This window comes from Streptomyces sp. NPDC056987 (assembly GCF_042673865.1).
Classification (GTDB): domain Bacteria; phylum Actinomycetota; class Actinomycetes; order Streptomycetales; family Streptomycetaceae; genus Streptomyces.
This window is the reverse complement of record NZ_JBHURV010000005.1, coordinates 281,885-304,222: the sequence shown is the minus strand read 5'-3', so window position 1 is coordinate 304,222 and position 22,338 is coordinate 281,885. Positions and strand designations below refer to the sequence as shown.

Annotated in this window: 22 protein-coding genes and 1 pseudogene; 15 read left to right on the top strand and 8 right to left on the bottom strand. The window is 70.2% G+C overall.

Annotated elements, in window-relative coordinates; all coding sequences use genetic code 11:
- Positions 1-2 precede the first annotated feature (2 nt).
- From ACFTZC_RS09015 to ACFTZC_RS08990, 6 genes are all read left to right on the top strand, one after another.
- Positions 3-1,169, top strand: coding sequence for a sensor histidine kinase (locus ACFTZC_RS09015; protein ID WP_382888099.1), 1,167 nt, complete (start codon positions 3-5; stop codon positions 1,167-1,169).
- A complete protein-coding gene (locus ACFTZC_RS09010) occupies positions 1,169-1,828 on the top strand; it encodes a response regulator (RefSeq protein ID WP_382888098.1) in 660 nt (219 codons plus the stop codon). The genes ACFTZC_RS09015 and ACFTZC_RS09010 overlap by 1 nt, the downstream gene beginning before the upstream one ends.
- A gap of 114 nt (positions 1,829-1,942) precedes the next feature.
- Complete coding sequence (locus ACFTZC_RS09005) at positions 1,943-2,584, top strand: GPP34 family phosphoprotein (RefSeq protein WP_382888097.1); 642 nt, start codon at positions 1,943-1,945, stop codon at positions 2,582-2,584.
- Between the two features lie 15 nt (positions 2,585-2,599).
- Positions 2,600-4,162, top strand: coding sequence for a carboxylesterase/lipase family protein (locus ACFTZC_RS09000; RefSeq protein WP_382888096.1), 1,563 nt, complete (start codon positions 2,600-2,602; stop codon positions 4,160-4,162).
- A 294-nt stretch (positions 4,163-4,456) separates the two neighbouring features.
- Positions 4,457-4,702 (top strand): DUF6207 family protein, encoded by a 246-nt coding sequence (locus tag ACFTZC_RS08995; RefSeq protein WP_382888095.1) that lies wholly within the window; start codon positions 4,457-4,459, stop codon positions 4,700-4,702.
- Positions 4,703-4,893: 191 nt separating this feature from the next.
- On the top strand, positions 4,894-5,913 hold the full coding sequence (locus tag ACFTZC_RS08990; RefSeq protein WP_382888094.1) for an SGNH/GDSL hydrolase family protein: 1,020 nt from the start codon (positions 4,894-4,896) through the stop codon (positions 5,911-5,913).
- A 76-nt stretch (positions 5,914-5,989) separates the two neighbouring features.
- On the opposite strand, the pseudogene ACFTZC_RS08985 reads toward ACFTZC_RS08990, so the two are convergent.
- Positions 5,990-6,221, bottom strand: a pseudogene (locus tag ACFTZC_RS08985) (IS5/IS1182 family transposase); the annotation flags it as partial.
- 23 nt (positions 6,222-6,244) lie between these two features.
- Between ACFTZC_RS08985 and ACFTZC_RS08980 the strand changes: the two are divergent.
- From ACFTZC_RS08980 to ACFTZC_RS08965, 4 genes are all read left to right on the top strand, one after another.
- The gene (locus tag ACFTZC_RS08980; protein WP_382888093.1) at positions 6,245-7,228 is read left to right on the top strand and encodes an ATP-dependent DNA ligase; all 984 of its coding nucleotides are present in this window, start codon (positions 6,245-6,247) and stop codon (positions 7,226-7,228) included.
- A gap of 290 nt (positions 7,229-7,518) precedes the next feature.
- Positions 7,519-8,277 carry a hypothetical protein gene (locus tag ACFTZC_RS08975; protein WP_382888092.1) on the top strand — a complete coding sequence of 253 codons (759 nt, stop codon included), beginning with the start codon at positions 7,519-7,521 and terminating at the stop codon, positions 8,275-8,277.
- Positions 8,278-8,343: 66 nt separating this feature from the next.
- Positions 8,344-8,667, top strand: a complete 324-nt coding sequence (locus ACFTZC_RS08970; protein WP_382888091.1) for a hypothetical protein — start codon at positions 8,344-8,346, stop codon at positions 8,665-8,667.
- Positions 8,668-8,841: 174 nt separating this feature from the next.
- Positions 8,842-10,044, top strand: a complete 1,203-nt coding sequence (locus ACFTZC_RS08965; RefSeq protein ID WP_382888090.1) for an aminoglycoside phosphotransferase family protein — start codon at positions 8,842-8,844, stop codon at positions 10,042-10,044.
- 69 nt (positions 10,045-10,113) lie between these two features.
- On the opposite strand, the gene ACFTZC_RS08960 is transcribed toward ACFTZC_RS08965, so the two are convergent.
- Positions 10,114-10,290, bottom strand: coding sequence for a hypothetical protein (locus ACFTZC_RS08960; RefSeq protein WP_382888089.1), 177 nt, complete (start codon positions 10,288-10,290; stop codon positions 10,114-10,116).
- 646 nt (positions 10,291-10,936) lie between these two features.
- Here ACFTZC_RS08960 and ACFTZC_RS08955 point away from each other — a divergent pair.
- Positions 10,937-11,545: an SUKH-3 domain-containing protein gene (locus ACFTZC_RS08955; RefSeq protein ID WP_382888088.1), complete on the top strand. Its 609-nt coding sequence runs from the start codon at positions 10,937-10,939 to the stop codon at positions 11,543-11,545.
- Between the two features lie 12 nt (positions 11,546-11,557).
- Here the strand turns inward: ACFTZC_RS08955 and ACFTZC_RS08950 are convergent, their stop codons facing one another.
- The 5 genes from ACFTZC_RS08950 to ACFTZC_RS08930 form a co-directional block, all read right to left on the bottom strand.
- A complete protein-coding gene (locus ACFTZC_RS08950) occupies positions 11,558-12,049 on the bottom strand; it encodes a DUF4265 domain-containing protein (RefSeq protein WP_382888087.1) in 492 nt (163 codons plus the stop codon).
- An 89-nt stretch (positions 12,050-12,138) separates the two neighbouring features.
- Entirely contained in the window at positions 12,139-12,834 is a 696-nt protein-coding gene (locus ACFTZC_RS08945; protein ID WP_382888086.1) for a DUF402 domain-containing protein, read from the bottom strand.
- A 486-nt stretch (positions 12,835-13,320) separates the two neighbouring features.
- Complete coding sequence (locus ACFTZC_RS08940) at positions 13,321-13,800, bottom strand: hypothetical protein (protein WP_382888085.1); 480 nt, start codon at positions 13,798-13,800, stop codon at positions 13,321-13,323.
- 504 nt (positions 13,801-14,304) lie between these two features.
- The gene (locus ACFTZC_RS08935; protein WP_382888084.1) at positions 14,305-15,321 is read right to left on the bottom strand and encodes an STM4015 family protein; all 1,017 of its coding nucleotides are present in this window, start codon (positions 15,319-15,321) and stop codon (positions 14,305-14,307) included.
- Between the two features lie 703 nt (positions 15,322-16,024).
- Positions 16,025-16,963, bottom strand: a complete 939-nt coding sequence (locus ACFTZC_RS08930) for a LysR substrate-binding domain-containing protein (RefSeq protein ID WP_382888083.1) — start codon at positions 16,961-16,963, stop codon at positions 16,025-16,027.
- Between the two features lie 49 nt (positions 16,964-17,012).
- On the opposite strand from ACFTZC_RS08930, the gene ACFTZC_RS08925 reads away from it, so the two are divergent.
- Positions 17,013-17,981, top strand: a complete 969-nt coding sequence (locus tag ACFTZC_RS08925) for a nitrilase-related carbon-nitrogen hydrolase (protein WP_382888082.1) — start codon at positions 17,013-17,015, stop codon at positions 17,979-17,981.
- Between the two features lie 716 nt (positions 17,982-18,697).
- Complete coding sequence (locus tag ACFTZC_RS08920) at positions 18,698-18,925, top strand: hypothetical protein (protein WP_382888081.1); 228 nt, start codon at positions 18,698-18,700, stop codon at positions 18,923-18,925.
- A 787-nt stretch (positions 18,926-19,712) separates the two neighbouring features.
- On the opposite strand, the gene ACFTZC_RS08915 is transcribed toward ACFTZC_RS08920, so the two are convergent.
- The gene (locus tag ACFTZC_RS08915) at positions 19,713-19,847 is read right to left on the bottom strand and encodes a hypothetical protein (protein ID WP_382888080.1); all 135 of its coding nucleotides are present in this window, start codon (positions 19,845-19,847) and stop codon (positions 19,713-19,715) included.
- Between the two features lie 146 nt (positions 19,848-19,993).
- On the opposite strand from ACFTZC_RS08915, the gene ACFTZC_RS08910 reads away from it, so the two are divergent.
- Complete coding sequence (locus ACFTZC_RS08910) at positions 19,994-20,854, top strand: hypothetical protein (RefSeq protein ID WP_382888079.1); 861 nt, start codon at positions 19,994-19,996, stop codon at positions 20,852-20,854.
- A gap of 438 nt (positions 20,855-21,292) precedes the next feature.
- Entirely contained in the window at positions 21,293-22,282 is a 990-nt protein-coding gene (locus tag ACFTZC_RS08905; RefSeq protein ID WP_382888078.1) for an NAD(P)-dependent alcohol dehydrogenase, read from the top strand.
- Positions 22,283-22,338: the final 56 nt, after the last annotated feature.

Here is a 22,338-nt window from a genome sequence, read left to right as displayed (position 1 = left end):
GGGTGGATCGCTGTAGCAGACGGTCGGACGACGTGTTCGCTGGGGAAGCACGGGGAGAGGTGCCGCCGCGGGCTGCCCGGGCGCTGTGGTGGGGGGCGGCGAGTCTGGTGCTCGCTGTCCTGGGCACCTCGGTGCTCGTCGCCGGCGCGGAGCACGGCCGGCGACTGCTCGTGGCCATGGCCCTGGTTATTGTCCAGGTCTGTGCCCTGAGGTGGCAGACGCGTGCCCCGGTTGCCGTACTGGCCGTGAATGCGGCGACGGGGCTCGCGGTGTGGGCGTTGCTGCCTGCGGTGACCTTGACGGGAGCGCTTCTGGCGGCGCAGGTCGCGTTGTGCGTGGTGGCGGCCACCAGGCCGCGGCGGGTGTCGGTGGGAGCGTTGGCGGCGATGTGTCTGCCGGCGTCGTTGGCATTCGGGGCGGGCGGCCTGGCGGATCTGGCGGTCTATCTGCTGACGGTGGTTTTGGCGTGGACTGCGGGGCAGTGGCGCAGGGCGCAGCAGGCGCGTATGAGGGCGGAGATGCGCCGGGCTGTGGTGGAGGAGCGTGCGCGGATCGCGCGCGAGGTGCATGACGTCGTGGCGCACACGCTGTCGGTGATGGTCGTTCAGGCGAGCGCCGCCGACGATGTGTTCACCCAACGGCCTGATCAGGCCCGTGTGGCGCTGCGGGCCATTGAGACGGGCGCACGCTCGGCGCTGGGCGAGCTGCGCCTGCTGCTGCGTGCGTTCGGGGCCGACGTGGGAGAGGACGGGGCCGGGGAGCAACGGGAGCCGGGGCCTTCGCTTGCGTACCTGGATGAGCTGGCCGACACCGTACGGATGACTGGGATGACCGTGCACGTACACCGTGAGGGTGCCACCGGCGGGCTGCCGACCACAGTGGACCTGACGGCGTACCGGATCGTCCAGGAGTCCCTCACCAACACGCTGCGCCACGCGGTCGGCGCTGACAAGGTGAGCGTGCGCGTGACAGTCGAAGGGGGGTATGTGAAAGTCACAGTGGTCGACAACGGGCGTACTCCGCAGATCCGTTCTGCCGCAGCGCGGGCGGGACGCGGTCTGGTGGGGATGAAGGAGCGCGCCCGGCTCGTGGGCGGCAGCCTGCGCGCCGGGCCGCTGCCCCAAGGCGGGTTCGAGGTGGCGGCGCAGCTGCCGGTGGAGGGCGCGTGATGACGCTGCGCGTGGTGCTGGCCGACGACCAAGCCCTGGTCCGTACCGGATTCCGCATGATCATCGACGCTCGGGAGGATCTTGAGGTGGTCGGTGAGGCGTCCGACGGCCTGGAGGCGGTGCGGCTGACGCGGGAACTGGCGCCCGACGTGGTGCTGATGGACGTACGCATGCCCGTGGTGGACGGCATCGAGGCAACCCGGCAGATCGGGGCGTCGGGCAGTGGGGCCCGGGTGCTCGTGCTGACCACCTGGGACGTGGACGCGCACGTGGTCGCCGCGCTGCGGGCCGGAGCGAGCGGTTTCCTGCTCAAGGACATGTACCCCGCCGAACTCGTCAACGCGATCCGTCTCACCGCGCGCGGCGACGCGCTGCTGGCGCCGGCCGTGCTGAGCCGCGTCCTCAGCCGGTTCCTGCGCGCCACGCCCGACGCGGCGCCGCCGCCGTCTCTGCAGGACCTCTCCGGACGCGAGCGGGAGGTGCTCACCCTGATCGGTCAGGCGCTGTCGAATGCGGAGATCGCCGAGCGGCTGCGTCTGTCGGAGGCCACCATCAAGAACCATGTCACCGCGGTGCTGCGCAAACTGGGTCTGCGCGATCGCGTCCAGGCCGTCGTTGCCGCCTACGACCACGGCCTGGTCGAGCCGCGCCGCCCCTGACAACGCCGCCTCCTCCTCAGGGAGGAGACCAGGACGCGGTCCTCCTGCGTTCCCAGTGCCGTCCCGTCCCCGTGGCCGATCCGTGGCCAGTGTGCCCGGAGATAGCGTCGAGGTGTGAACGACGACCTGGCCTGCCTCATGTATCTGCTCGCCTACGACGACGCGGCCAAAGGCCCTTACAACCGTTCCCGCACGGAGCTGCTGGTCCGTACCGCCGCCCTGATCGATCTCGCGTTGCGCGGCCGGCTGGAGGAGGACCGTGGGGGAACGGTCACTGTGTCCGGCGCACAACCGACCGGTGACCCGGTTCTGGACGGCGTGCTCAGCGATGCTGCCGCCGGGCACGGTTGGAAGCGCCTCGTGCGCCGCCACCGCAAGCAGACCCTGACCCAGGTGGAAGACCGGCTCGCCGCGGCGGGAGTTCTCACGGTGAAGACGCCCCGCACCCGCTTCTTCACCCGGCGGCTGACCGTGAACGACCGCGCCGTGCCTGCCGCACTGCGGGCCCGCGTGTCCGTGGCACTGCACGGGGACGGTCCCGTGACCGAGCTTCCCGCCGCCGACGCCGCGCTCCTGGCACTGGCCGCGGCGGGCGGCATCCGGTCGGTTGTCTCACGGCAGGACCACAAGACCTTCCGGGGCCGTATCGACGCCTGCACGGGGCGTCTCGCCACTTACGCGCCGGGCCTGGAGAAAGCGGTACGCACACTGTCGACGACCATGATCGCCGCGCAGGGCGGTATGGGCGGCAGCTGACCGAACGGGGAGACCATGAGCATGCACCGCGTCCTGACCATCCTGGGCTGCGCCTTGACCGCCGTGCTCGCGACGGCCTGGTCCCCAGCGCCACCGACCCATCCCGTCCGGCCTCCCGCCACGACGGTACGTATCCACGACGGCGCGGTGCGGGGCGCCGCCCACAACGGCTACCGCACCTTCGAGGGCATCCTCTACGCGGCTCCCCCGGTCGGCAGGCTGCGCTGGGAGCCGCCGCGTCGCCCGGCCCCCTGGCCCGGGGTACGGGACGCGACCCGGCCCGCGAGCGCCTGCCCGCAGTCGGCCGGAGAGGTGCCCGGAGGCAGCACCGACGAGGACTGTCTCCACCTGAACGTCACCACGCCCGACGACGCACGACCCGCACGCCCCCGGCCGGTGATCGTATGGCTGCACGGCGGAGGCTTCACCACCGGAGCGGGCAGCTCCTACGACGCCCACCGCATGGCCACCCGCGGCGACGTCGTGGTCGTCACTGTCAACTACCGCCTCGGCGCCCTCGGTTTTCTCGCACACAGCGCTCTGCCCGGCTCCGGCACCTTCGGCCTGGCCGACCAGCAGGCGGCACTGCGCTGGGTCCGCGCCGAGATCCGCGCCTTCGGCGGCGACGCGCGCAACGTGACGCTGGCCGGCGAGTCGGCGGGCGGCTACAGCGTCTGCGCCCAGCTCGCCTCACCCGCCGCCGCGAGGCTCTTCGACCGGGCGATCATCGAGAGCGGCCCGTGCACAGGCCGCCTCGACCGGCCGTTCGCCCCTTCCTCCGTCCCCCTGTCCGCGGCGCGCGCCGCGGGCGCGGGTCTCGCGGCGAAGGTTGGCTGCGGCTCTGCCCCCGATGTGATGGCCTGCCTGCGGCGTGTGGAGGTCTCGCGTCTGCTCGCGTTTCAGAACACCGATCAACAGCCCGCGTACACCACGCCGTTGCTGCCCCTCGACCCAGCAACGGCCATCGCCGCCGACCGTTTCCACCACGTCCCCGTGCTCATCGGCAACAACCACGACGAGGGCAACGGCTGGGCTGCCGGGATCATCCAGGCCGGCCATCCCATCACCCCCGACACCTGGCCCGACGTCGTAGCCGCCTTCTTCCCCTCCCCGGGGCAGGCGAAGGCGATCGTCCGCGAGTACCCGGTACACCGCACCGACGGCGGACCCGTGTTCGGCGCGGTCATCGGCGACGCCGACTTCGCCTGCCCAACAACGCGCACCGACAGCCTGCTCGCTGCCCATGTGCCCCTCTGGCGCTACGAGTTCGCCGACGAGCACGCCCCGCCGCTCACCCCGGGCACACCGCCGTTCCCGCTCGGCGCGCCCCACGCGAGCGAACTCCCTTACTTGTTCGACCTGGGCGGCCGCCCCCGCGACCTGACCGCGGCACAGCACCGGCTGGCCGGCATCATGATCGACTACTGGGCCCGCTTCGCCCGGACCGCCGACCCCAACGGCCCGTCGACCCCTCACTGGTCCCGGCAGACGGTGCTGTCCCTGGCACCGGACCACATCGTCCCTACCCGCACGGCACAGCCCCGCCACCACTGCACGTTCTGGAACGCCCTCGGATGACCATGGACAGGTCAGGGTCTACCGACCAGGCCGACGGACCCTCAGCACCGCGAGCGCATTCAGGAGCTACTGCGTGCGTACGGGCCGGGGGGCGCGCCCGCCACAGCGGCTTCGCCGCAGACCGACCAGCCTTCCAGCCGCCACCGACATGCCGGCTTGCCCAGGATCGCCTTGGGCTTGCCCGGGCGGGGCGCAGAGGCGCGGCGAGCCGGCCAGCCCGGGGTCGGTCGCTCGGCTGGGTGAAGAACGCTCATCCGGCGAACCGGGCACCCTGCGGCAGACGTCGGTGGGGCCATGGACTCCCCCGACGGACAGCATGTCTCCGCCCCCGGTCTCCTCGTCATCGACATCACCGCCGCTGACGAGGCCACCGCGCACGCGGCCATGACCCTGGACCGGCTGTGGGCCACCTCGGGCCCCCGCCCCGTACGCCGCAACCCCGGACAGGCCGGAGTGAAAGCACGTCTCTACGAAGACCTGAGCCGACGCCCGGATGAAGACACCTATCTCCAGAACGTCGCGCAGGAGACCCGCAGCTAGACGGCAGAAGCGGTGGACAGACGGCGGCTCCATGAAGAACCACCCATCGACGGGGTGATGGGCCGGGACGGGTGACGTCGACTGGAATGTCGCTTTCCGTATGTGAGTAAATACGGAGCGTTCTGAGTGTTCCTCTTCCCTCGTGGGCCTAGATGAAGGGCACAGCCATGTCTTCGGCCGTGCGTAAGACGATGAAAACTCCGGTAGTACGGGGGCTGGCCGCCGCGGCCGTCGCGTTGGGCAGCTGCCTCACACTCGCAGGCCCGGCAGCAAGCGCCGGCGCGGCGCCCGCCGCCCCCGTGCCGACGGTCTTCTTCGGCGACTCCTACACCGCCAACTACGGCATCGCTCCCGTCAACCACGAGGGCAGCGAAAGGTTCTTCTGCTTCCAGGCGAAGGACAACTATCCCGCCGTCGCCACCCGGCGCCTCGCGGACAAGGGCGTCACGCTCGACGTCCAGTCGGACGTCTCTTGCGGAGGCGCGCTCACCCATCACTTCTGGGAGAAGCAGGAGCTGCCCTTCGGCCTCGGAGAGCTCCCCCCGCAGCAGGACGCGCTCAAGTACGACACCCAGCTGGCCGTAGGCAGCATGGGCGGCAACACGGTGGGCTTCAACCGCATTCTGAAGCAGTGTTCCGCCAAGCTCCGCGGCGACGACGGGGTTCTGCTGCCGGGAACACCGGTGGACGAGGACGTGCCGGCCGCAAAGTGCCGCGAGTTCTTCGCGTCCGGGGACGGGAAGGAGTGGCTGGACGACCGGTTCGAGCGGGCCGGATGGGACCTGGAGGAACTGCTCGAACGCATCGCGTACTTCTCTCCCGACGCCAAGCGCGTCCTGGTCGGCTACCCCAGGCTCGTGCCTGCGGACACGAACAAGTGCCTGACCCCGGCGCCCGGTCAGACGGAGCTGCCGCTCGCCGACATCCCCAAGGACGCCCTGCCGTTCCTGGACCAGGTCCAGAAACGGCTGGACGACGTCATGAAGAAGGCCGTCGCAGACGCCGGCGCCGACTTCGTGGACCTCTACGCCCACGCCAGCGCCAACACGGCGTGCGACGGCGCCAACCGGGGTATCGGCGGCCTGCTGGAGCCCTCCCAGGTCGAGCTCCTCGGCCGGAAACTCCCGTGGTACCTGCACCCCAATGAGAGAGGCCGGGACATCCAGGCCAAGCAAGTGGCCGACAAGGTCGAGCAGGTCCTCAACCGGTAAAAGCACACGCCGCCCCTCTGGTCACCCCAGAGTCTGCACGCAGGTGCAGGTGGTGGACTGAGGTCTGGAACCTCGGTCATCTGCGGCGCCAGATGAGGACGGCGGCAAGGTGGAGTGCGGCCTGGTACACAATGGCGAACCTGTCGGTTCGCATGGCCAGGCCGCGCCACTGGTCAGCGTTCGACCCCGTTGCGCTGCTCGTACGCTTCGGCGTCGAACGCGGCCGGCCGGCTACCAGCACGGCCGCGTCGCAAGCGGTGACCGACCTGGCCCGAAGGCTGAGGGGCAACGGCACGGATCCCGCGCCGACCCGGAGTGGAACACGTCGTCCATGTCGACTTGGTCGCTGCCCCGCCCGATGCTCGCTGTGCCCGTCGCGGATCCGGCCCTCCCGCCGGACTGGGCCGCGGAGCCGAAGTGGGACGGGTACCGGTCACTCATCGGCCGATGGGCCGACGGCCGTGTAGTCGTCGGCTCCCGCACTGGCGGCGACCTGACAGCCGCGTTCCCCGACATCGCCGCAGCGGCGGTACGGCGGTTGCCCGGTGACATCGTGCTGGACGGCGAGCTGGTGGTGTGGGAGAACGGGCGCCTGGCCTTCGAACGCCTCCAGCAGCGCGCCCACCGTACGGCCGTATCCGCGGCCCGGGCCGCGCAGCAGTGGCCCGCCCACTTCGTGGCCTTCGACCTGCTGCGTCAGGGAGACGACGATCTGACCGCCCGTCCCTACCGGAGCCGCCGCAAGGCGCTGGAGCGGCTCTTCGCGGACCGGGATCTTCAGCCGCCGTGGACACTGTGTCCGTCCACGACCGACCCGCGGGAGGCCACCGGCTGGCTCCAGTGGTCGGCGGCCGGTATGGAGGGGCTGGTCTTCAAACGGCTGGACCAGCGCTACGTCCCGAACGGCCGGGGATGGCTCAAGTACCGGATGCGGCACACCACCGAGGCCGTCATCGGCGCGGTGTCCTGCACGACGAGCGCGCCTGTCACCGCCCTGCTCGGACGCTTCGACAGCGACGGCCGCCTCCGCTACGCCGGCCGCACCACCGTGCTCTCCGCCCCCGCACGACGCGCCCTTGCCGCCGGTCTCCGGCACGCGGAGAGCGGCCACCCCTGGACCGGCCGGACCTTCAGCGTCGCGTGGGGGTCGCGCGAGCGCCTGACCGTGCGGCTCGTCGAACCGGACGTCGTCGTAGAGGTCGCCGTGGACGTCTCCCTGGAACCCTCCGGCCGGTGGCGCCACCCGGTCCGGCTGCTACGGGTCCGCACCGACATGGCACCCACCGACGTCCCCCTCTTCGGCCGGCCTCAGTGAACCGGATCTGGAAGACGGCGCACTTACGGCCCGACGCCTGTCCTCCCCTTCACGGAGAAGATCCACTTCAGCGGCGGCTCCATGAACGCCACGATGCCACCGGACACGGCGGCCGACGCGCTGCCGGGGCCCTGCGCGGGGCGGCCCCGGCCGTACTGCGTGCCGATGTGCCGCCCTACGCCGCGAACCGGTCCGACCAGCCGGCTCCTGCGCGGTTCGCACCATGGAACGTGGACAGGGTTGTCCCATAACCTGGCGGTGCCTGATGGCATCATTCCCGGGGGAGATGCATGGACTCGTTGTCATTGGTCTCGGCGATCGCCGCCGTCTGCGGTGCGGCGGTTGCCGCGCTCTTCAGCTATTGGCAGCAACGCCGCCTGCGGTCATGGGAGCAACACAATTACATGGACCGGTACGGGGCCTCCCTGGCATGGGCCTCGTTCGATCTGCAGACCAGGCTCTACAACATCCTGCGTGGTCACGTTGTCGACACGAGCCCCTCCCTCGGCTTCGGCTTCCTCACGTCTTTCCTCACACGGGGCACCGATCACGAGGCTCACTTCGTGCGGCGCAGCACGGTCTTCGTGCTCGCCGAATATCTGGGCTGGGTGGAGATCCTGCGTCGTGACATCCAGTTCCTCGACCTTGGCCGGAGCCGCGTCAACACGCAGATCATGCTGCAAATTTCACGGATCGGCGCGAGCCTGGCCAGGATCGACACGGTGAGCAACGAGCTGCGCCTGTTCCGTGTCCAGCAGCGGGCTATCGGCGAACTGATGATTCATCCCGACGGTGAGCCGGGGCGACGTCGATGTCTGGGCTACGCGGAGTTCTGCACGAAACTGGAGCATGACAACGACTTCGCCGAATGGTTCTCCGTCCTCCTTGCGGACATGGACCGGCTGGCTGCGGACACCGCTCCGGCTATCACCCGGCTGCAGGACCTGCAGACGCAGTTGGTCACACTGATCGATCTGCTGGATCCGAAGCGGGAACGCTTTCCGGAGTTCCGCCTTGCCTTCGACCGCGACATCTACCCCCTCGGGTGAGCACCGCGTCCAGTCACGTGACGCGGATGTGACGGGCTCGCATCCGCCTGACCTGGGAGAGCAAGCATGGGAAGCCCCAGGGTCATCACCAACGTCGCGGCGCTGCTGTCCCTGCGCGACCTCGGCCGCATCGACCCCTCGGTTCGGGTTCCGCCGTTGCTCATCATCGACTCACCCCTCGCTGACCTCGGAGCTGTCGATCAGGCGACCGGACACCGCCTCATCGACACCCTCATCGACGTCGCTTCCGACACGTCCGCCGACGGCTACGCCTGCCAGGTCATCGCCGCCACCAACGATCCGCTGCCCCGCCGCTACACGGGCGTCCGGGAGATCCCCGTCAGCACCGTCCACCGGTTCTTCGAGCACGCCCCCCGCAGCGACACCTGACCACCGCCCTCCCCCGCCATCAGACGTCGGCACACGCCTGCCGGGAGGCGGTCTACTTCCGGCAGGCGTACGCGCGGACCGAGTCGCGTTCGCCGTCAGTGCAGCCAGCCTCCAGCGGCCCGTACCGGCCCGAGGGGCAACTGCCACTGAACCGCGTCCCGTACTCGGGCCCGGGTGCAGCGCGCGCAGGTCGGCGGTCATCATCCGCCGGCTGGCCGGGTGGACGGCGGCGAGGGCCAGGCGCTGGAGTTCGGCCGGCTCCAGCACTTCTTCCACCTATGTACCCAGGCTGTCGACCAGGTCCTTTCAGTCCGGCCGCCGAATCGCTCAGCGCGGCTCTCTCCATCCACGCCGACAGACTCAAGGCTGCCCTCGACGCAACGGTCAGGTTGCACGAAGAAAAAGCGGGTTGCAGGTGAAGATCGTGACGCGGATGCTTCCACCATGAAGATGCACCCTAACCAGCTGACGGTGTCACCTGAGACAGTGCGCACGCTGGTAGATCAGCAGTTTCCTGAATGGCGGAGCCTGCCCGTCAGGCGCATCACTGCACAGGGCACGGTCAACGCCATCTTCCGCATTGGCGACCGGCTCGCAGCTCGATTCCCTCTTGAGTCCGCAGACGTCGAGTCGACGCGGCGCCGGCTGAAGGCCGAAGCGGAAGCGGCTCGCGAGCTGGCAGGCCGAACGCGTTGCCCCACGCCCGAGCCGGTCGCGCTTGGTGAACCCGGGGCAGGCTACCCGCTTCCGTGGTCGGTCCAGACATGGCTGCCCGGAATCGCGGCCGTCAACGAGGACCCAAGCGAATCGTACACTTTCGCCCGCGAACTGGCCGATTTCATCGGCGACCTACGCGCGATCGACACGCGTGGCCGCACATTTGCCGGCACAGGTCGAGGAGGCGAGCTTCAATCCCATGACGCGTGGATGGAAACCTGTTTCAGGCACAGTGAGCAACTCCTGGACGTCCCCCGGCTTCGTCGCGTCTGGGCAACATTGCGCGATCTGCCGCGAGGTGCAGCTGAGGACGTCATGGCCCACGGTGATCTGATTCCTGGCAACGTACTCGTGTCCGCCGGCCGGATCACAGGGATTCTTGACATTGGCGGCTTCGGGCCTGCTGACCCTTCTCTGGATCTCGTGAGCGCGTGGCATTTGCTTGAGGCCGGGCCGCGACAGGCGCTCCGCGATCACCTGGGTTGCGACGACCTTGAATGGCAGCGAGGCAAGGCGTGGACTTTCGTTCAAGCGATGGGGTTGGTCTGGTACTACGTCGAAAGCAACCCGGCCATGAGCCGGATGGGCCAACAATCCTTGGAACGTGTCCTGGCGGACCAATCGCCCGCGTTACCTGTTCGCCTCGTGCCTGGCCGCTGACCGTCCTGATCGTGAGGTTGAGGCAGCCGACACGGAAGACTCTCATGTCACGGACACCTACGCGACGCATCAGTCCAGGTCAGCACCGGTCCAGACACTCCGAGACTCGGTAAAGCCGACTTCGACCACATAGCCCGGCCCGGCCGGCTCCGCTCCCCGCAGACGATCGAGGTCCGCTTCGGCACCAGCCGGGCCGGAGCCGTCGACGTCGCGCTCTGCACCACGGGCCTCCGTCGACACGGTCATCCCCACCCACCCCGACGTCGACCGGGAACCGCTGCGCGCAGTGGAGAAGAGCCGGCGCTCTCCGCTCGCGTCGCTGCATCCTGAGCCAGCGCCCGCCTGAGCCAGGGGGCGCCCGTACAGCGCTACGACGGCTCTCCCCCGCCCGCGGTGCCGCCGTGCTCCAGCCGTCCAGAAACGCGGTCAGGGCACGGCGTTACTCACCCTCGCGGGCGATCTGCCAGGCGAAGACCGATCGTTCGCCCTGACCGGCAAACCCGCAGCTGGGAGCTCGGCCGGCTCCAGCGCCTCCACCTCCCACTGCACCGGACGGCGGGGGTCGAAGCCGTAGCGGCGGGCGAAGCCGGGCCAGCGCGGGTCGCCGTGCTGCCCTCGGTCGCAGGCAGCTCGTAGGCGCGGACATGCTCGTAGGTCAGCAGCACCCGCTCCGTCCGGCTTCCCTTGCGAGGATGGGACGCGTGGTCAGCGTCGAAGAGTGGATCCGGGTCCGAAGAGACCTGCAGTTGGGGCAGAGGCTTTCTGGGACAGTGACCGCGGTACCGACTCCGGGCGCAACCGGGCTCTTCGTCGACGTCGGCTTGCCGGTCGGGGGTTCGTCGACGTGCTGCTGCTTCCGGAGGACGCGCATCGGTGGCCGGCAGTGGGAACTGTGGCGGAATTCGAGGTCTGGTGGGCTGATAAGCGGCCTCAGGTGCGGCTCAAACCAGTGGACCGGCAGTTCTTGCGCGAGGACTTCGACGAGTGGCAGGCGCGGTGGCGTCCGGGCTGGCCGGAGAACGTGCCCGTCGATCAGGCATGGGTAGAGGCGGAGGCCGCCCCGTTGCGCGAAGCCGGCGCGGTTGAGGAGACGTTGCCTGCGGTTGGATGGTGGCCAGGGAGACGTGTTCCGGTCCAACCGTGGCGCGAGATGCTGGAGGCAACGGGACTGGTTCGCATGCACGAGGCAGCCGAACTCTTCTTGTCCGAGTTCGGTGGCTTGGACGTGTGGATCAGCGGGCCCGGCATCGATGTCACGAAGACGCGATTCCACTTCGCTCCCGAGCTGGCGGTGGTCGAGGAAGACCGGTTCGCGGACTGGAGCGCGACAGTCAGGCGGGACATCTTCCCCATCGGCGAGCTCGATGGGGGCCGGTTCTTTCTCGGCATCGACGAGACCAGCGAGATCTATCTGATCGAGACCTGGGTGGCGACGTTCGGCCCAGCCCAGGAGGCTCTGGAGAGGCTCATCCTGGGCATCGCTCCCCGGCGTATCGGTTGAGGCTGGGACGCGTCAGGACTGGGCGCAGAACGGCTGACTGGCTGCCCATTCCCAGAACGCCTGGCCCTTGTTCACCACATCTTCCATCACCGCGATCAGTCCGGACACGTCGACGCCCGTAGGAATGTCGACTGCGATGAAGCGCTCACCGCTCCATTCACTCAAGAGCCCCGCGGCAAGGAGCTCAGCCTTGATCCGGTCGGCTGCTTGCTGAAGATCGGCGGTCGACAGGTCCGGGATGAAAAGCAGCCGGAGGGTTCGATGCCCGGCGGTCTCAACCACCTCGCTGACGTAGTCGTCGTCGGTCAGCAGGACGGTGTCGCCCAGGGCGAGACCATAGGTGAAGAACGGAATGCAAGCTACCTCGTAGCTTCCGTCGTCGTTCGCTGACTTGAGCCAGAGCTGTTCGACCTGGCCGTCCATGCCGAAGGGGGCCAGGTCAGCCCGTGCGATGTAGTTGTTCGTGGAGCGTCCGGCTGGATCGTTGTGGACGATGAACCTCATGGCGTGCGCTCCCCTCGACCGACTGCCCTGGTCCGCAATGATGCCGTAGTGGATCAGGGGGCATGTGGTTAGGGGCCTGACCTGCGCTTTCAGGGCCGCCGAGTCGGGTCGCGGTTGAGCTGGGCCATGAGTTCGCGGTCGGTCGTGCGGGCGGCGTCGGCCAAACGCGCCGTTTCACCGGCTCGCTGCCGCCGCTCCGAGGCCGGCTTCCTCTCGCCGGGGCAGGCGCGGCGGCGGCCAGGCCGGGTTCCAGCGCCAGGATGCCCACCGTTCGGCGTCCGCGAACGGCCCGGCCTGCTCGTCAGGGCGAGGACCTGGGCGCGGGCGAGCTCTACCGCCTCATGCTCGGTGTCGGTGACGATGCCCAGGCGCCGGACGTGGGCGTACCCGTCTTCGTCCTTCCATGTGAGGGTGCTCAGGTCGGGGCCGATGACAAGGTCGACGGTCAGGTCGAAGGTGTCGAACCCCGACTCGGTACGGCGGGCGGGGCGCTCGAAGTTGACGTACCAGTTCCTCAGCCCGGCCGCCGTGTAGAAGGCGTTGATGCTGAACCACGCCGCCGGCGGCTTCCACAGCAGCAGCTCCGTCTCCTGCCACACCCCGGGCGCCAGCTTCCACTGACCCGTCGCCATCGCGTCGAACGCCTCGGTGCGCACCGTACGGTCGCCGTCGGCGCGGGCTTTGGCGTACAGCGACGGCCACAGCGTCTGAGCCCCCGGCGCGCAGGCGGTCACCAACGCCTCCCCGGTATCGGCGATCACCCGCAGCGCCTGCGCGCTCCACACCCGCCCGGAGCCTGTGCACGTCGCGCCGCACCACCGTCTCCCCCGTCTTGAAGCTCCACCGGGTACCTCCCTCGCGAGCCCGGCCGGGACGTCCGGCAGGGCGGGCACCACCTCAGCGCGTCAAGGCGAGGTGGGCAAACCATCGTTCAGGACGGCTTACCCAGGCTCCCTTTGGGCTTGCCCCGCCGGTTCAGCCCGGCCCGGCCGCCTCCTGACAGACGAGGGCTTCGCGCCGGGAGGTCAGACGGCCCGAGTCGTGAGCGCAGCTTCCAGACGGTCCAGGCGTTCATAGAGGGCGCGGACCAGCCGGGCGCGGTTCCGGACGGCGTCAACGTCGGACTCGGTCCACGGACGCAAGCTCAGCCGAACAGTCTCCAGTTGGAGCGGCATCGGCAAATACGGCACGGCGGCACTCTACCGACGCCGACTCCAAACCGGGCCCACCCGTCTCACCTAACCCAATTCATGCAGGTCAGTGGCATGCGGTCAACCAACTTCGTTGAGACCGAACAACCGTCGGCGGAACCAGCCGCGGCCCCTGCCCGGATCCTGGTCGTCCTCCGGCTCCGGCGACGCGGCGGCCCGGAGACGGGCGGCTTCAGCGGCGGCTTCCTCGCGGGTGACGTCGTCGGCACGGCAGGTGCCGCACACGGACAGGTCCCCGGCCGTCCAGGCCCCACCGCGCGCAGTGGACTCCTCCCAGCGCTGGTCGGTGAACTTGCTCCCGCACCGCTTGCACACCGGCCGCTGCGCCTCCCGCTCAACGGCACGGCGCCGCTCCTGCTCCGCGTCGGCGCGGGCGGCCTGGTCCCGGTAGAGGGCGTCGCCTTCGGGGTTGTCGAGCGCGGCCGTCAGCGTCTGCTCGCCCGCCCGTCCCAGCCGCCGCCACACCGCCGCGTCGGCGCCGTGCTCCGTAAGCTGTTCCAGGGCGGTGACGATGACGGGCACCGCCAGACGCCCACCCACTGACACCAAACCCGCACATCGCACTCTGCCAAGAGGACGCCGGTCACCGGGTCACGGTGCACTGGGACATGCAGGCCCCAGTCGGCGGTCACCGGCCGTGATCCACCCCCGGCCCAGGGAAGCTGGCGGTCTTCAGCACGCGACCGGCAAGCGGGCCGCCCACGAGTCGGACAATCACAGCGATACCTCCATCCGGCGGGAGCTTCCTGCCTGACCTCCAGGTGGGGCTCGGCACCCGAAGGTCAGCGCCGGAGTGCCGGCGACTTCCGGCTCGGTCCCGGCTGCCGGGCGACGGCGGGTGCGGCGCGGGGGCCTGGCCGTCGCGCCCTGGGACGGATACGCCGGCGCTGCGTCTGAGCGTCCCCCACGGCGTCGATCCGCTGTCGGGCTCCATGCAGGAGCAGGCTTCCACCGTCTTGTCGCAGCGCTTCCTCGACGGCTTTCGTCAGCTCCTGTGGCCGGTGGCTCGGTGCTGGAAGGACTTCTTGGCGGCTTGCGCGGGGTTCACTCCGCCACGGAGACATAGCGCCGAGCGGTGTCGTCGTCATCCTCGTCCTGTTCCGCGTCGCCCTGGTCGATGTCCACCTCGACGCCTGCGGGTTCGAGTGTCTCGCGTATCCGCTGCAGGAAGGGTTCGCTCAGGAAGTTGTGGTGCAGGTCGAGCTTCTTGAGGTGGGTGAGTGGCTGGCCGGTGAGAAGGGCGGTGGCGCCGTCGTCACTCAGGGTGCCCATCGACAGGTCGAGTGTTTCGAGCCGGGCGACCACCGGGGCGGAGGCCATGGCGGCGGCGATCTCGTCCTGGAGCTCGCTGTTGCGCAGGGCCAGGTGCCGCAGCCGGGGGAACCGGGCGCCGGAGAGGAACGGCTCCAGGTCCGCGGCCTTGCAGTCGCCTCCGTACTCCGATGTGCCCAGCCACAGGTCGAGGTGCTCGAGCGCGGGCAGTTCGCTCGCCCCCACACCGCGGACGACGTCCGCCGGCAGGCCGCCGCTTTGCAGGGTCAGGCTGCGCAGCGCGTCATGGCGCAGGGCGGGGAATTCCAGCCGCAGTGTTTCTCCCAGGAGGTTGCCCTCCCCGGCGCGCACGCCGAACTCCTCCAGTGCGGGAAAGCCGGCCAGCAGCGGTGTGACGTCGGTCTGGCTGATCCGGGAGATCTCGCACTCCTCGGCCACGATGTCCCCGAGGAACAGCGACCGCAGGGCGGGCAGCCGGTCACGCGCGGCCAAGAGTAATGTGATTGCCTCGGAGGGATCGGTGTCATCGGGGTCGTTCCAGTTGCCGACGATCAGGGCACGGACCCGTGTGGTGTCGACCTCGGTGCAGAAGCGGTCGAAGACCTCGTCCCAGGACTCCTCCTCGGGTAGGGGCTCTCCTTGAGAGAACCGCCAGGCCACGGCGTCGGGTTGGCCGGTGATCCGCCAGGCCACGGCGTCGGGTGCGGGCAGCACCGTCGTTGCGCCCTGTGCGGGGAACGTCAGGGCGGGGAGGCCGTACAGCTCCTCCAGGCGGTCGTAGAAACCCATCCGGGCTGCTCCTGTCCTGCGGTGCGACAAGGGGGGGAGATCTGTCAGGTCTCACTCTGGCATGAGGGTCCGTCAGTGTGCTGGCAGATCCTCCGTTCAGGCGGCCTCCCCGCGCTCACGGCGCCCCGTCGGCGTCGCGGCCCTCCGCGCGCCGAAGCCGGCACATCGGCGGGTGTACCGGCCCTCTTGCCGGGTGAGGGCCTCGTGCTGGTCGACCGGGCCGGTGCCCGGGCGAGACGCAGGTCGCTTCCGGTGTGCTCAGGTGCGGGAACGGCGTGGATCCTGTGGGGCAGCCGGTTGTGGGCTGCGGCGGTGCTTCAGCCTTTCTCCCGGTGAGCGCCCAGGGGCCGTTCGGTGCGGAGTACGGGGTTGCGGGTGGGGCTGTCAGCCGCGGGGAGCGGTCGTCGGCGATGAGGAGCGGTTTCTGCGCGGTCGTTCTCGCAGTGGCTCTCTTCGTCGCGACGGCCGTGTTCCAGGGGGCGTTCCGTGTGGTGATCGTCGTTGTCCGGGGTAGCCGGGTGGCTGATCGCCCGCCTGGTGGTGGGGCCCGTGCGGCGGCACAGGATGTTGCGGAGATTCACACCGCCCCTGGATTTTGCGCGTTGTGCCTGCCGGCAGGCGTGGTATGTCCGGCGGGCCGGCGATGCGGCGCATTGTGGGGTGCGGCTTATCGTGGGGTGTGCGAGGTGGTGCTGACGTGCTGTCAGCCGGGGAGTTCTGCGGAATCGCCGGTACGGGCCGCCTCGTGGACGAGGCGGCGCAGCCATCCGTGGGCGGGGTCGTCGGTGACGGTGCTGTGCCAGATCGAGCGGACGGTGTATGCGGGCATCGGCAGGGGTGGCGGGGAGGTCGTCAGGCCCAGGGTGTCGGCGTGGAGGGTGGCCGCGTGGGTGGGGAGGGTGGCCAGGGCGGGGAGGGTGGTGAGTTGGAGGGCGGCTCCGGCGAAGTGGGTGGTGGAGGCGATCACGCGGCGGTCGAGTCCGCGGGCTTCGAGGAGGTCGTCGACGATGCCGCGGCGGCCGTCGTAGGAGATCAGCAGGTGCGGGTGGGTCAGGTAGTCGTCCAGGGTGAGGGGGGTGGCGAGGGGCAGGAGGCGGGGGTTGAACAGGCAGGTGTAGCCGGAGTCGAACAGGTCCTGGCCGCGGTGGTCGGCTCCGTGCGCGGGGGCGGCGGCCACGCCGAGGTCCACCTCCGCGCGGTCGATCAGGCCGGCGACGGTGTTGCGGCTGGACTGCCGTACGGCGAGCCGGATGCCGGGCAGTTGGGCCGTGGTGGCCAGCAGGCGGGGCAGCAGTACCGCTTCCAGGTCGTCGGACATGCCCAGGGTGAAGGTGCGCCGGGCGGTGGCCGGGTCGAAGGGGTCCCGGTCGGTCACGGCGCCGTGGATCAGGCCGAGGGCCGGTTCGATACGGCGGGCCAGTTCGACGGCGCGGGGCGTGGGCTCGACTCCGGTGCGGGTGCGGGTGAACAGTTCGTCGTCGAAGAGTCCGCGCAGCCGGCCGAGGGCGGCGCTGGCCGCGCCCTGGCTGAGGTGCAGGGCAGCGGCGGCGCGGGTGACGCTGCGCTCGCGCATCAGGGCGGCGAAGACGACCAGCAGGTTGAGGTCGGCCTTCCGGAATTCGGCTTCATAGATGTCGATCATTGTGAGGATCAGTTTGCCGGATGAGGGTGAGGTTTCTACCGTCGGACGTATGACCTCCGCCTCTCCCCGGCCCCTGCGTACCGTGACCGCCGCCGTCGTCCAGGCGTCCGCCCCGCTCTTCGACACCCGGGCCGCGGTGGCCCGGGCCGAGGAACTCCTCCGCGAGGCGGCCGGCCGCGGTGCCGAGGTCGTCGTGCTCCCCGAGGCGTTCCTCGGCGGCTACCCCAAGGGCCTGGACTTCGGCGTCACGGTCGGAAGCCGCACCCCGGCCGGCCGCGACCTGTTCCGCCGCTGTCACGCCGCGGCCGTCGAGATCCCCGGCCCGGAGACCGGCGCCCTGGCCGCCGTCACCCGCGAGCTCGGCTGCCACGCCGTGGTCGGCGCCGTCGAGCGCCGGGGCAGCACGCTGTACTGCGTCGCGCTCTTCTTCGGCCCCGGCGGCTACCTGGGCCTGCACCGCAAGCTGATGCCCACCGCCGCCGAGCGCTTTCTGTGGGGCCAGGGCGACGGTTCCACCCTGCCCGTCATCGACACCGGCACCGCCCGGATCGCCGCGGCCATCTGCTGGGAGAACTACATGCCGCTCTTCCGCACCGCGATGTACGCCAAGGGCGTGGACCTGTGGTGCGCACCGACCGTCGACGACCGCGACGCCTGGCAGGCCACCATGCGGCACATCGCCCTGGAGGGCCGCTGCTTCGTCCTCGGCGCCAACCAGTACCTGCGCCGTGACGCCCTGCCCGCCGACCTCCGCCCCGTCCAGGGAGACGAACCCGACACGGTCCTCATCGGCGGCGGCTCGGTCATCGTCTCCCCGCTCGGCGAGGTCCTGGCCGGGCCGCTGCGCGACAGCGAGGGCATCCTGACCGCCGTACTCGACCTCGACGACCTCGCCCGCGCCCGCTTCGACCTCGACACCACCGGCCACTACGCCCGCCCCGACATCTTCACCCTCCATGTCGACGAATCCCCCCACACCACCGTCACCAGCGGCCGGCCGCTCCCGGAACAACGGTGAAGAAGGCCGCGCCGCTCGTGGTCAAGGCGGGCAACTGGGCGACGGGGCCGACGATGATGCCACCGCCCTCGCCCAGGCCGGTGCGGGGCGACTTGCCTACCGCCGCCGACGCGAACCGGCCGGCGCGGCGCGCACGCTGGGCGTGATCCGGGCAGATCTGTTCCGGGCCTTCGCCCGCAACACGGCCCCGCCGGCCGGCCCCGGGCTGCTCAGCCCGGTGACCGCGGGCGCGGCAACGGTGTTCTCACCGGTCTTCGCCGTCGGCGGTCTTCGCCGTCGGGAGGGGGCAGCCCTGCGGCCGCGGGGTTTCGGGGCCGCCTGAAAACCCGGTGGCAGAGGGGCGGTTCGTCACGGAAGAGCTATGACAGATCGCACGGGTGAGGGCCGGGACGGCGATGCTGTCCCGGATCCGCGTTGCAGACAGTCGCGCTGGGCGATACGGGCAAGGGGGCAAGAGGGGATACCGTGCGGAGATCCTGGCAGCACTCGCCGTCATGGCTGTCGTAGCAGTGACCACGGGGACCTACGGGCCCGCGGGAGCGGCGTCGGCGGCGGAGGCCGCCTCGCCGGCACCACCGCGGTGGACCACGTGCCTCACCGAGACGGGCCTGCGGTGCTCGACGATGGGGTTCCGCCGGACCACCACCCCGAGAAGCACACGATCGAGATCCCGATCTCCCCCCCTGGCGAGCAAGAACCCGCCAAAGCGCCGGGGTGTGCTGTTCCTCAACCCGGGCGGCCCCAGACTGCCGGAACGGGCCGCCCCGATCACGCTGACGCTTCCTCAGAAAATCCTGGACAGCTACGACGTGATCGGATTCGACCCACAAGGTATCGGTGAGAGCGCGCCGCTGACCTGCGACCTGACACCCGAGCAGAACACGGTGACCACCATCCCGTTCGTACCCTGCACAGCCCGCCCGAGGCGGCGCGGCAGGCGGTGACCGCACGGGACATCGCCCGGCAGTGCGCCACGTGCGCCACGTCGGAGACCGCGGACCTCCTGCCCTCCATCACCACGGCCGGCACGGGACACGGACCGGATCCGGGCAACCCCGGGTGAGCCGGGGATCCCCTATAACGGCGTGTCGTACGGGACACACCCGGGCGCGGTCCACAGCACCCTGTTCCCCGGCCCGGGTAAGCACGTCGCACTGGAGAACAGTCTGCCGCCGGAGAGGTACGACGTGGAGACGCTGCGCGCGCAGCGCCTGGGGCCGAGACCCGCTTCCCGGACTCCGCGGAGTTCGCCGCGGCCGACCCGGCTCGCCACGGACAGCTGCTTCCCGGCAACCGCCGCGATCCGCCACGCCCCCCGGACACGGGCCGGCCCCTGCCCACCGGTACGCCGGCCGCCACCGTCCTCGCCTCCCGGCGGGGAGGAAACCAGCGACCGTGGCGGCTTCGCCATCGGGCACTACAGCGTAATCCGCGGCGATTCACGGTGGCCGACGCCGGGGCACACCCAGCGGCGCAACGTGGAGGCCGACCGGGCCCGTCACCCGATGTACGGCGCGTTCGCGGCCGGCATCCGGCCGTGCGCGTTCTGGCCGCCCCGGTGGAGCCGAAGGTACAGATCAGTGCCCGGGGCCCGTCCAACGTGCTCATGGTCCACAACCTCCGGACCCCCGCGACCCGCCTGCCGGGCACCCGGCAGGGGGCGGGATGCGTTGGGCGAGCGGGCGAGCGGGCGAGGATGGTCACCATCGACCAGGGCGGACACGTCGCCCATCAGGTCGGTACGAACGCGTACGGGAACGGCGCCGCGACCGGCTGTCTCGTCGCCGGCCGGCGTACCGCGCTCGACGCGTTCCGCCTGGCGGAGAACCCGTCGAGGCGTACGGCGGACAGGCGGTCGGCCCGCACGCCTTGGTTCTTCCGGTCCTGCCGGGGAGCCATGGAGCCGGGGCCGGGGAGCCGGGGCCGGGGGTACGTGGGTGTGCCGAAGGCCCCTTGGCTTCCGGTCCGTTGGGGATGCCGTGGCGAGATCAACGGCTGTTCCGGGGGCAACCTTGTGGCCCCATGCGTGGTCATACCGGCGTGACCTCCCCCTGATCCTGCGAGGCCGTGGCACCACGGCCCATTTCGAAGACCGCTCCGTCCTGCTGGAACAGAACGGCACCCACCGGCGCATTCCGGTACGGGCGATCCAGGAGGTACGAGCGGCCGACGCCAGAGGCGACACGGCCGAGATCGAGCTGACCAGCGCCGCAGGCGATCCCGTCGTCCTCGTGGTCACCCGCTCCTCCCCGGCCGCCGTGAAAACCTTCGTCACGGCAGTGACCTCAGCACTGCCCGAGCCGCGTGCCCCGCGCGACGGTATGGAACTGGTGAACGAGGAGACACCCGCGGCTCCGGCGTGGCCGCTGTTCCTGACACACCATCTCGGAGCGGTCGCGGCGGCCGTGTGCGCGATGGTCCTCTGGGCCGCCCTCGTGGTGTACGTCGCGGCGGCGGGAGAGCCCGGCCAGTGGCTCATGCCGATCCTCGGGGCACTGCTCCTGCTCGCCGCGGGCCGCTATCTGCAACTGGCCGGCGGCATCGTACGTGAGTACTGGTCCACCCGCCGCCACGGCATCACGGTCGCCGCGACCTCCGCCGGACACAACAACGCGAACAAGGAGATCTGGCGGTTCACCGATGCGGAGGGCCGGGCACGCACCTACACCGGCAGCGGGAAAATCCTCAGCCGCGACCCACGCAGGATCGAAGTGCGCTACGACCCACGCCACCCCGACAGACTGTACGCCCCGCAGCCGGTACTCGCGTACGTGGTGATCGGGGCCGCCGTGACCCCCATGCCGGCAGGGTTCCTTACCGCGGGACTGTGGCTCACACTCTGGCAACTCACCGGCATACTCCTCACGGACTGACCAAAACCGGACCACACCACAAGGACACACTCACCACCAGCACTACGCCGAAGCCGAGGAGCCGTATCAGGCGATGTTCATCCTGCCGATGACGGCACGCACGCGGACGCCGGTCGTCGACGTGGCAATGCGACCGGACGACGGAACGGCAGGCGGCAGACCGGGCCCGTCGCCCAGTCTTGCGGGCGTTCGAGGGCTCAGTGGGGGGTACGGCGTTGGTGAAGGTCCACAGCCGTCCCGAGGACACGCTCGTCGTCGGCGGCGATACCGGCGTCCGCTGTGAAGGTCACCTGGAGGAGCACCGCGCTCACCACCATCGGCCGCTGCGATCGCACCAGTGACCATTGACGGTTGTGCCGCCCACGCCTACGTTGCCCTCACCCGTACGCCGGACGTGTGCCGGTCATGACGGATCCCAGGGATATGGGGGGCAGGGCGATGAAGGCAGTGCTCCAGGAGCGGTTCGGGCCGCCGGACATCCTGCGACTGCGGGAAGTCGACCGGCCCCGGGCCGGGGCCGGCCAGGTGCTGGTACGTGTGCACGCCGCCGCGCTCAACCCCTACGACTGGCACATGATGCGCGGCGACCCTTACGCCGCGCGGCTGCTGGGCGGCATGGGACTGAACCGTCCGAAGCACCGTGTGGCGGGCATCGACGCGGCCGGAGTGGTGGAGGCTGTCGGCGCCGGCGTGGAAGGGCTCCGGCCCGGCACCCCGGTACTGGGCTTCTGCCCGGGAGCGTTCGCCGAATACGCATGCACTGCACAGGAGTTGCTGGTGCCCAAGCCAGAGCGTCTGTCCTTCGAGGAAGCAGCGGCCGTGCCGATGGGAGCGGTGACCGCCCTGCGCGGCATCCAGAGGGTGGGCGGCGTCCGCGCCGGGCAACGGGTGCTGGTCAACGGAGCGGGCGGCGGCGTGGGCACCTTCGCCGTACAGATCGCGACCGCCCTGGACGCAGAGGTCACCGGCGTGTGCAGCGCCGGCGGCACCGAGATGGTGCGCTCGCTCGGCGCGGCGCACGTCATCGACTACGCCCGCGAAGACTTCACCGAAGGACACGTTCGCTACGACGTGATCCTGGACAACGTGGGCAACCTGCCGCTCGGGAGACTGCGTCGGGCGCTCACCCCGACCGGAATCCTGGTGGCCAACGGCGGCGGTTCACCCGGCCGGGTGTTCGGGGCAATCGGCTCCACGCTGGCACTGGCCGCTGTCAACACCGTCACCCGGCACAGCCTGCGCCCGATCATCCCGGCGACCCCGGGCGGTCCGGCCCAAGACGATCTGCTCGCCGTGATCGCGCTCATCGAGGCCGGTCAGGTCACCCCCGTAATCGGCCGGACCCACCCTCTGGCCGACACGACCGAGGGCATACGCCATATGGAGGAGGGCCACTCCCGCGGCAAGACCGTCATCACGGTGCGCTGACGTACGGCCCGCAGGCCCAACTCACCCCCAGGAGACCAGCCGATCCGCCCCGCCGT

Excerpts from the sequence above, each read along its gene's own strand:
- ACFTZC_RS09010 (WP_382888098.1), top strand. The coding sequence starts at position 1,169 with ATGACGCTGCGCGTGGTGCTGGCCGACGACCAAGCCCTGGTCCGTACC.
- ACFTZC_RS09000 (WP_382888096.1), top strand. The coding sequence starts at position 2,600 with ATGAGCATGCACCGCGTCCTGACCATCCTGGGCTGCGCCTTGACCGCC.
- ACFTZC_RS08995 (WP_382888095.1), top strand. The coding sequence starts at position 4,457 with ATGGACTCCCCCGACGGACAGCATGTCTCCGCCCCCGGTCTCCTCGTC.
- ACFTZC_RS08990 (WP_382888094.1), top strand. The coding sequence starts at position 4,894 with ATGAAAACTCCGGTAGTACGGGGGCTGGCCGCCGCGGCCGTCGCGTTG.
- ACFTZC_RS08980 (WP_382888093.1), top strand. The coding sequence starts at position 6,245 with ATGTCGACTTGGTCGCTGCCCCGCCCGATGCTCGCTGTGCCCGTCGCG.
- ACFTZC_RS08975 (WP_382888092.1), top strand. The coding sequence starts at position 7,519 with ATGGACTCGTTGTCATTGGTCTCGGCGATCGCCGCCGTCTGCGGTGCG.
- ACFTZC_RS08970 (WP_382888091.1), top strand. The coding sequence starts at position 8,344 with ATGGGAAGCCCCAGGGTCATCACCAACGTCGCGGCGCTGCTGTCCCTG.
- ACFTZC_RS08960 (WP_382888089.1), bottom strand. The coding sequence starts at position 10,290 with ATGACCGTGTCGACGGAGGCCCGTGGTGCAGAGCGCGACGTCGACGGC.
- ACFTZC_RS08950 (WP_382888087.1), bottom strand. The coding sequence starts at position 12,049 with ATGAGGTTCATCGTCCACAACGATCCAGCCGGACGCTCCACGAACAAC.
- ACFTZC_RS08935 (WP_382888084.1), bottom strand. The coding sequence starts at position 15,321 with ATGGGTTTCTACGACCGCCTGGAGGAGCTGTACGGCCTCCCCGCCCTG.
- ACFTZC_RS08930 (WP_382888083.1), bottom strand. The coding sequence starts at position 16,963 with ATGATCGACATCTATGAAGCCGAATTCCGGAAGGCCGACCTCAACCTG.
- ACFTZC_RS08925 (WP_382888082.1), top strand. The coding sequence starts at position 17,013 with ATGACCTCCGCCTCTCCCCGGCCCCTGCGTACCGTGACCGCCGCCGTC.
- ACFTZC_RS08905 (WP_382888078.1), top strand. The coding sequence starts at position 21,293 with ATGAAGGCAGTGCTCCAGGAGCGGTTCGGGCCGCCGGACATCCTGCGA.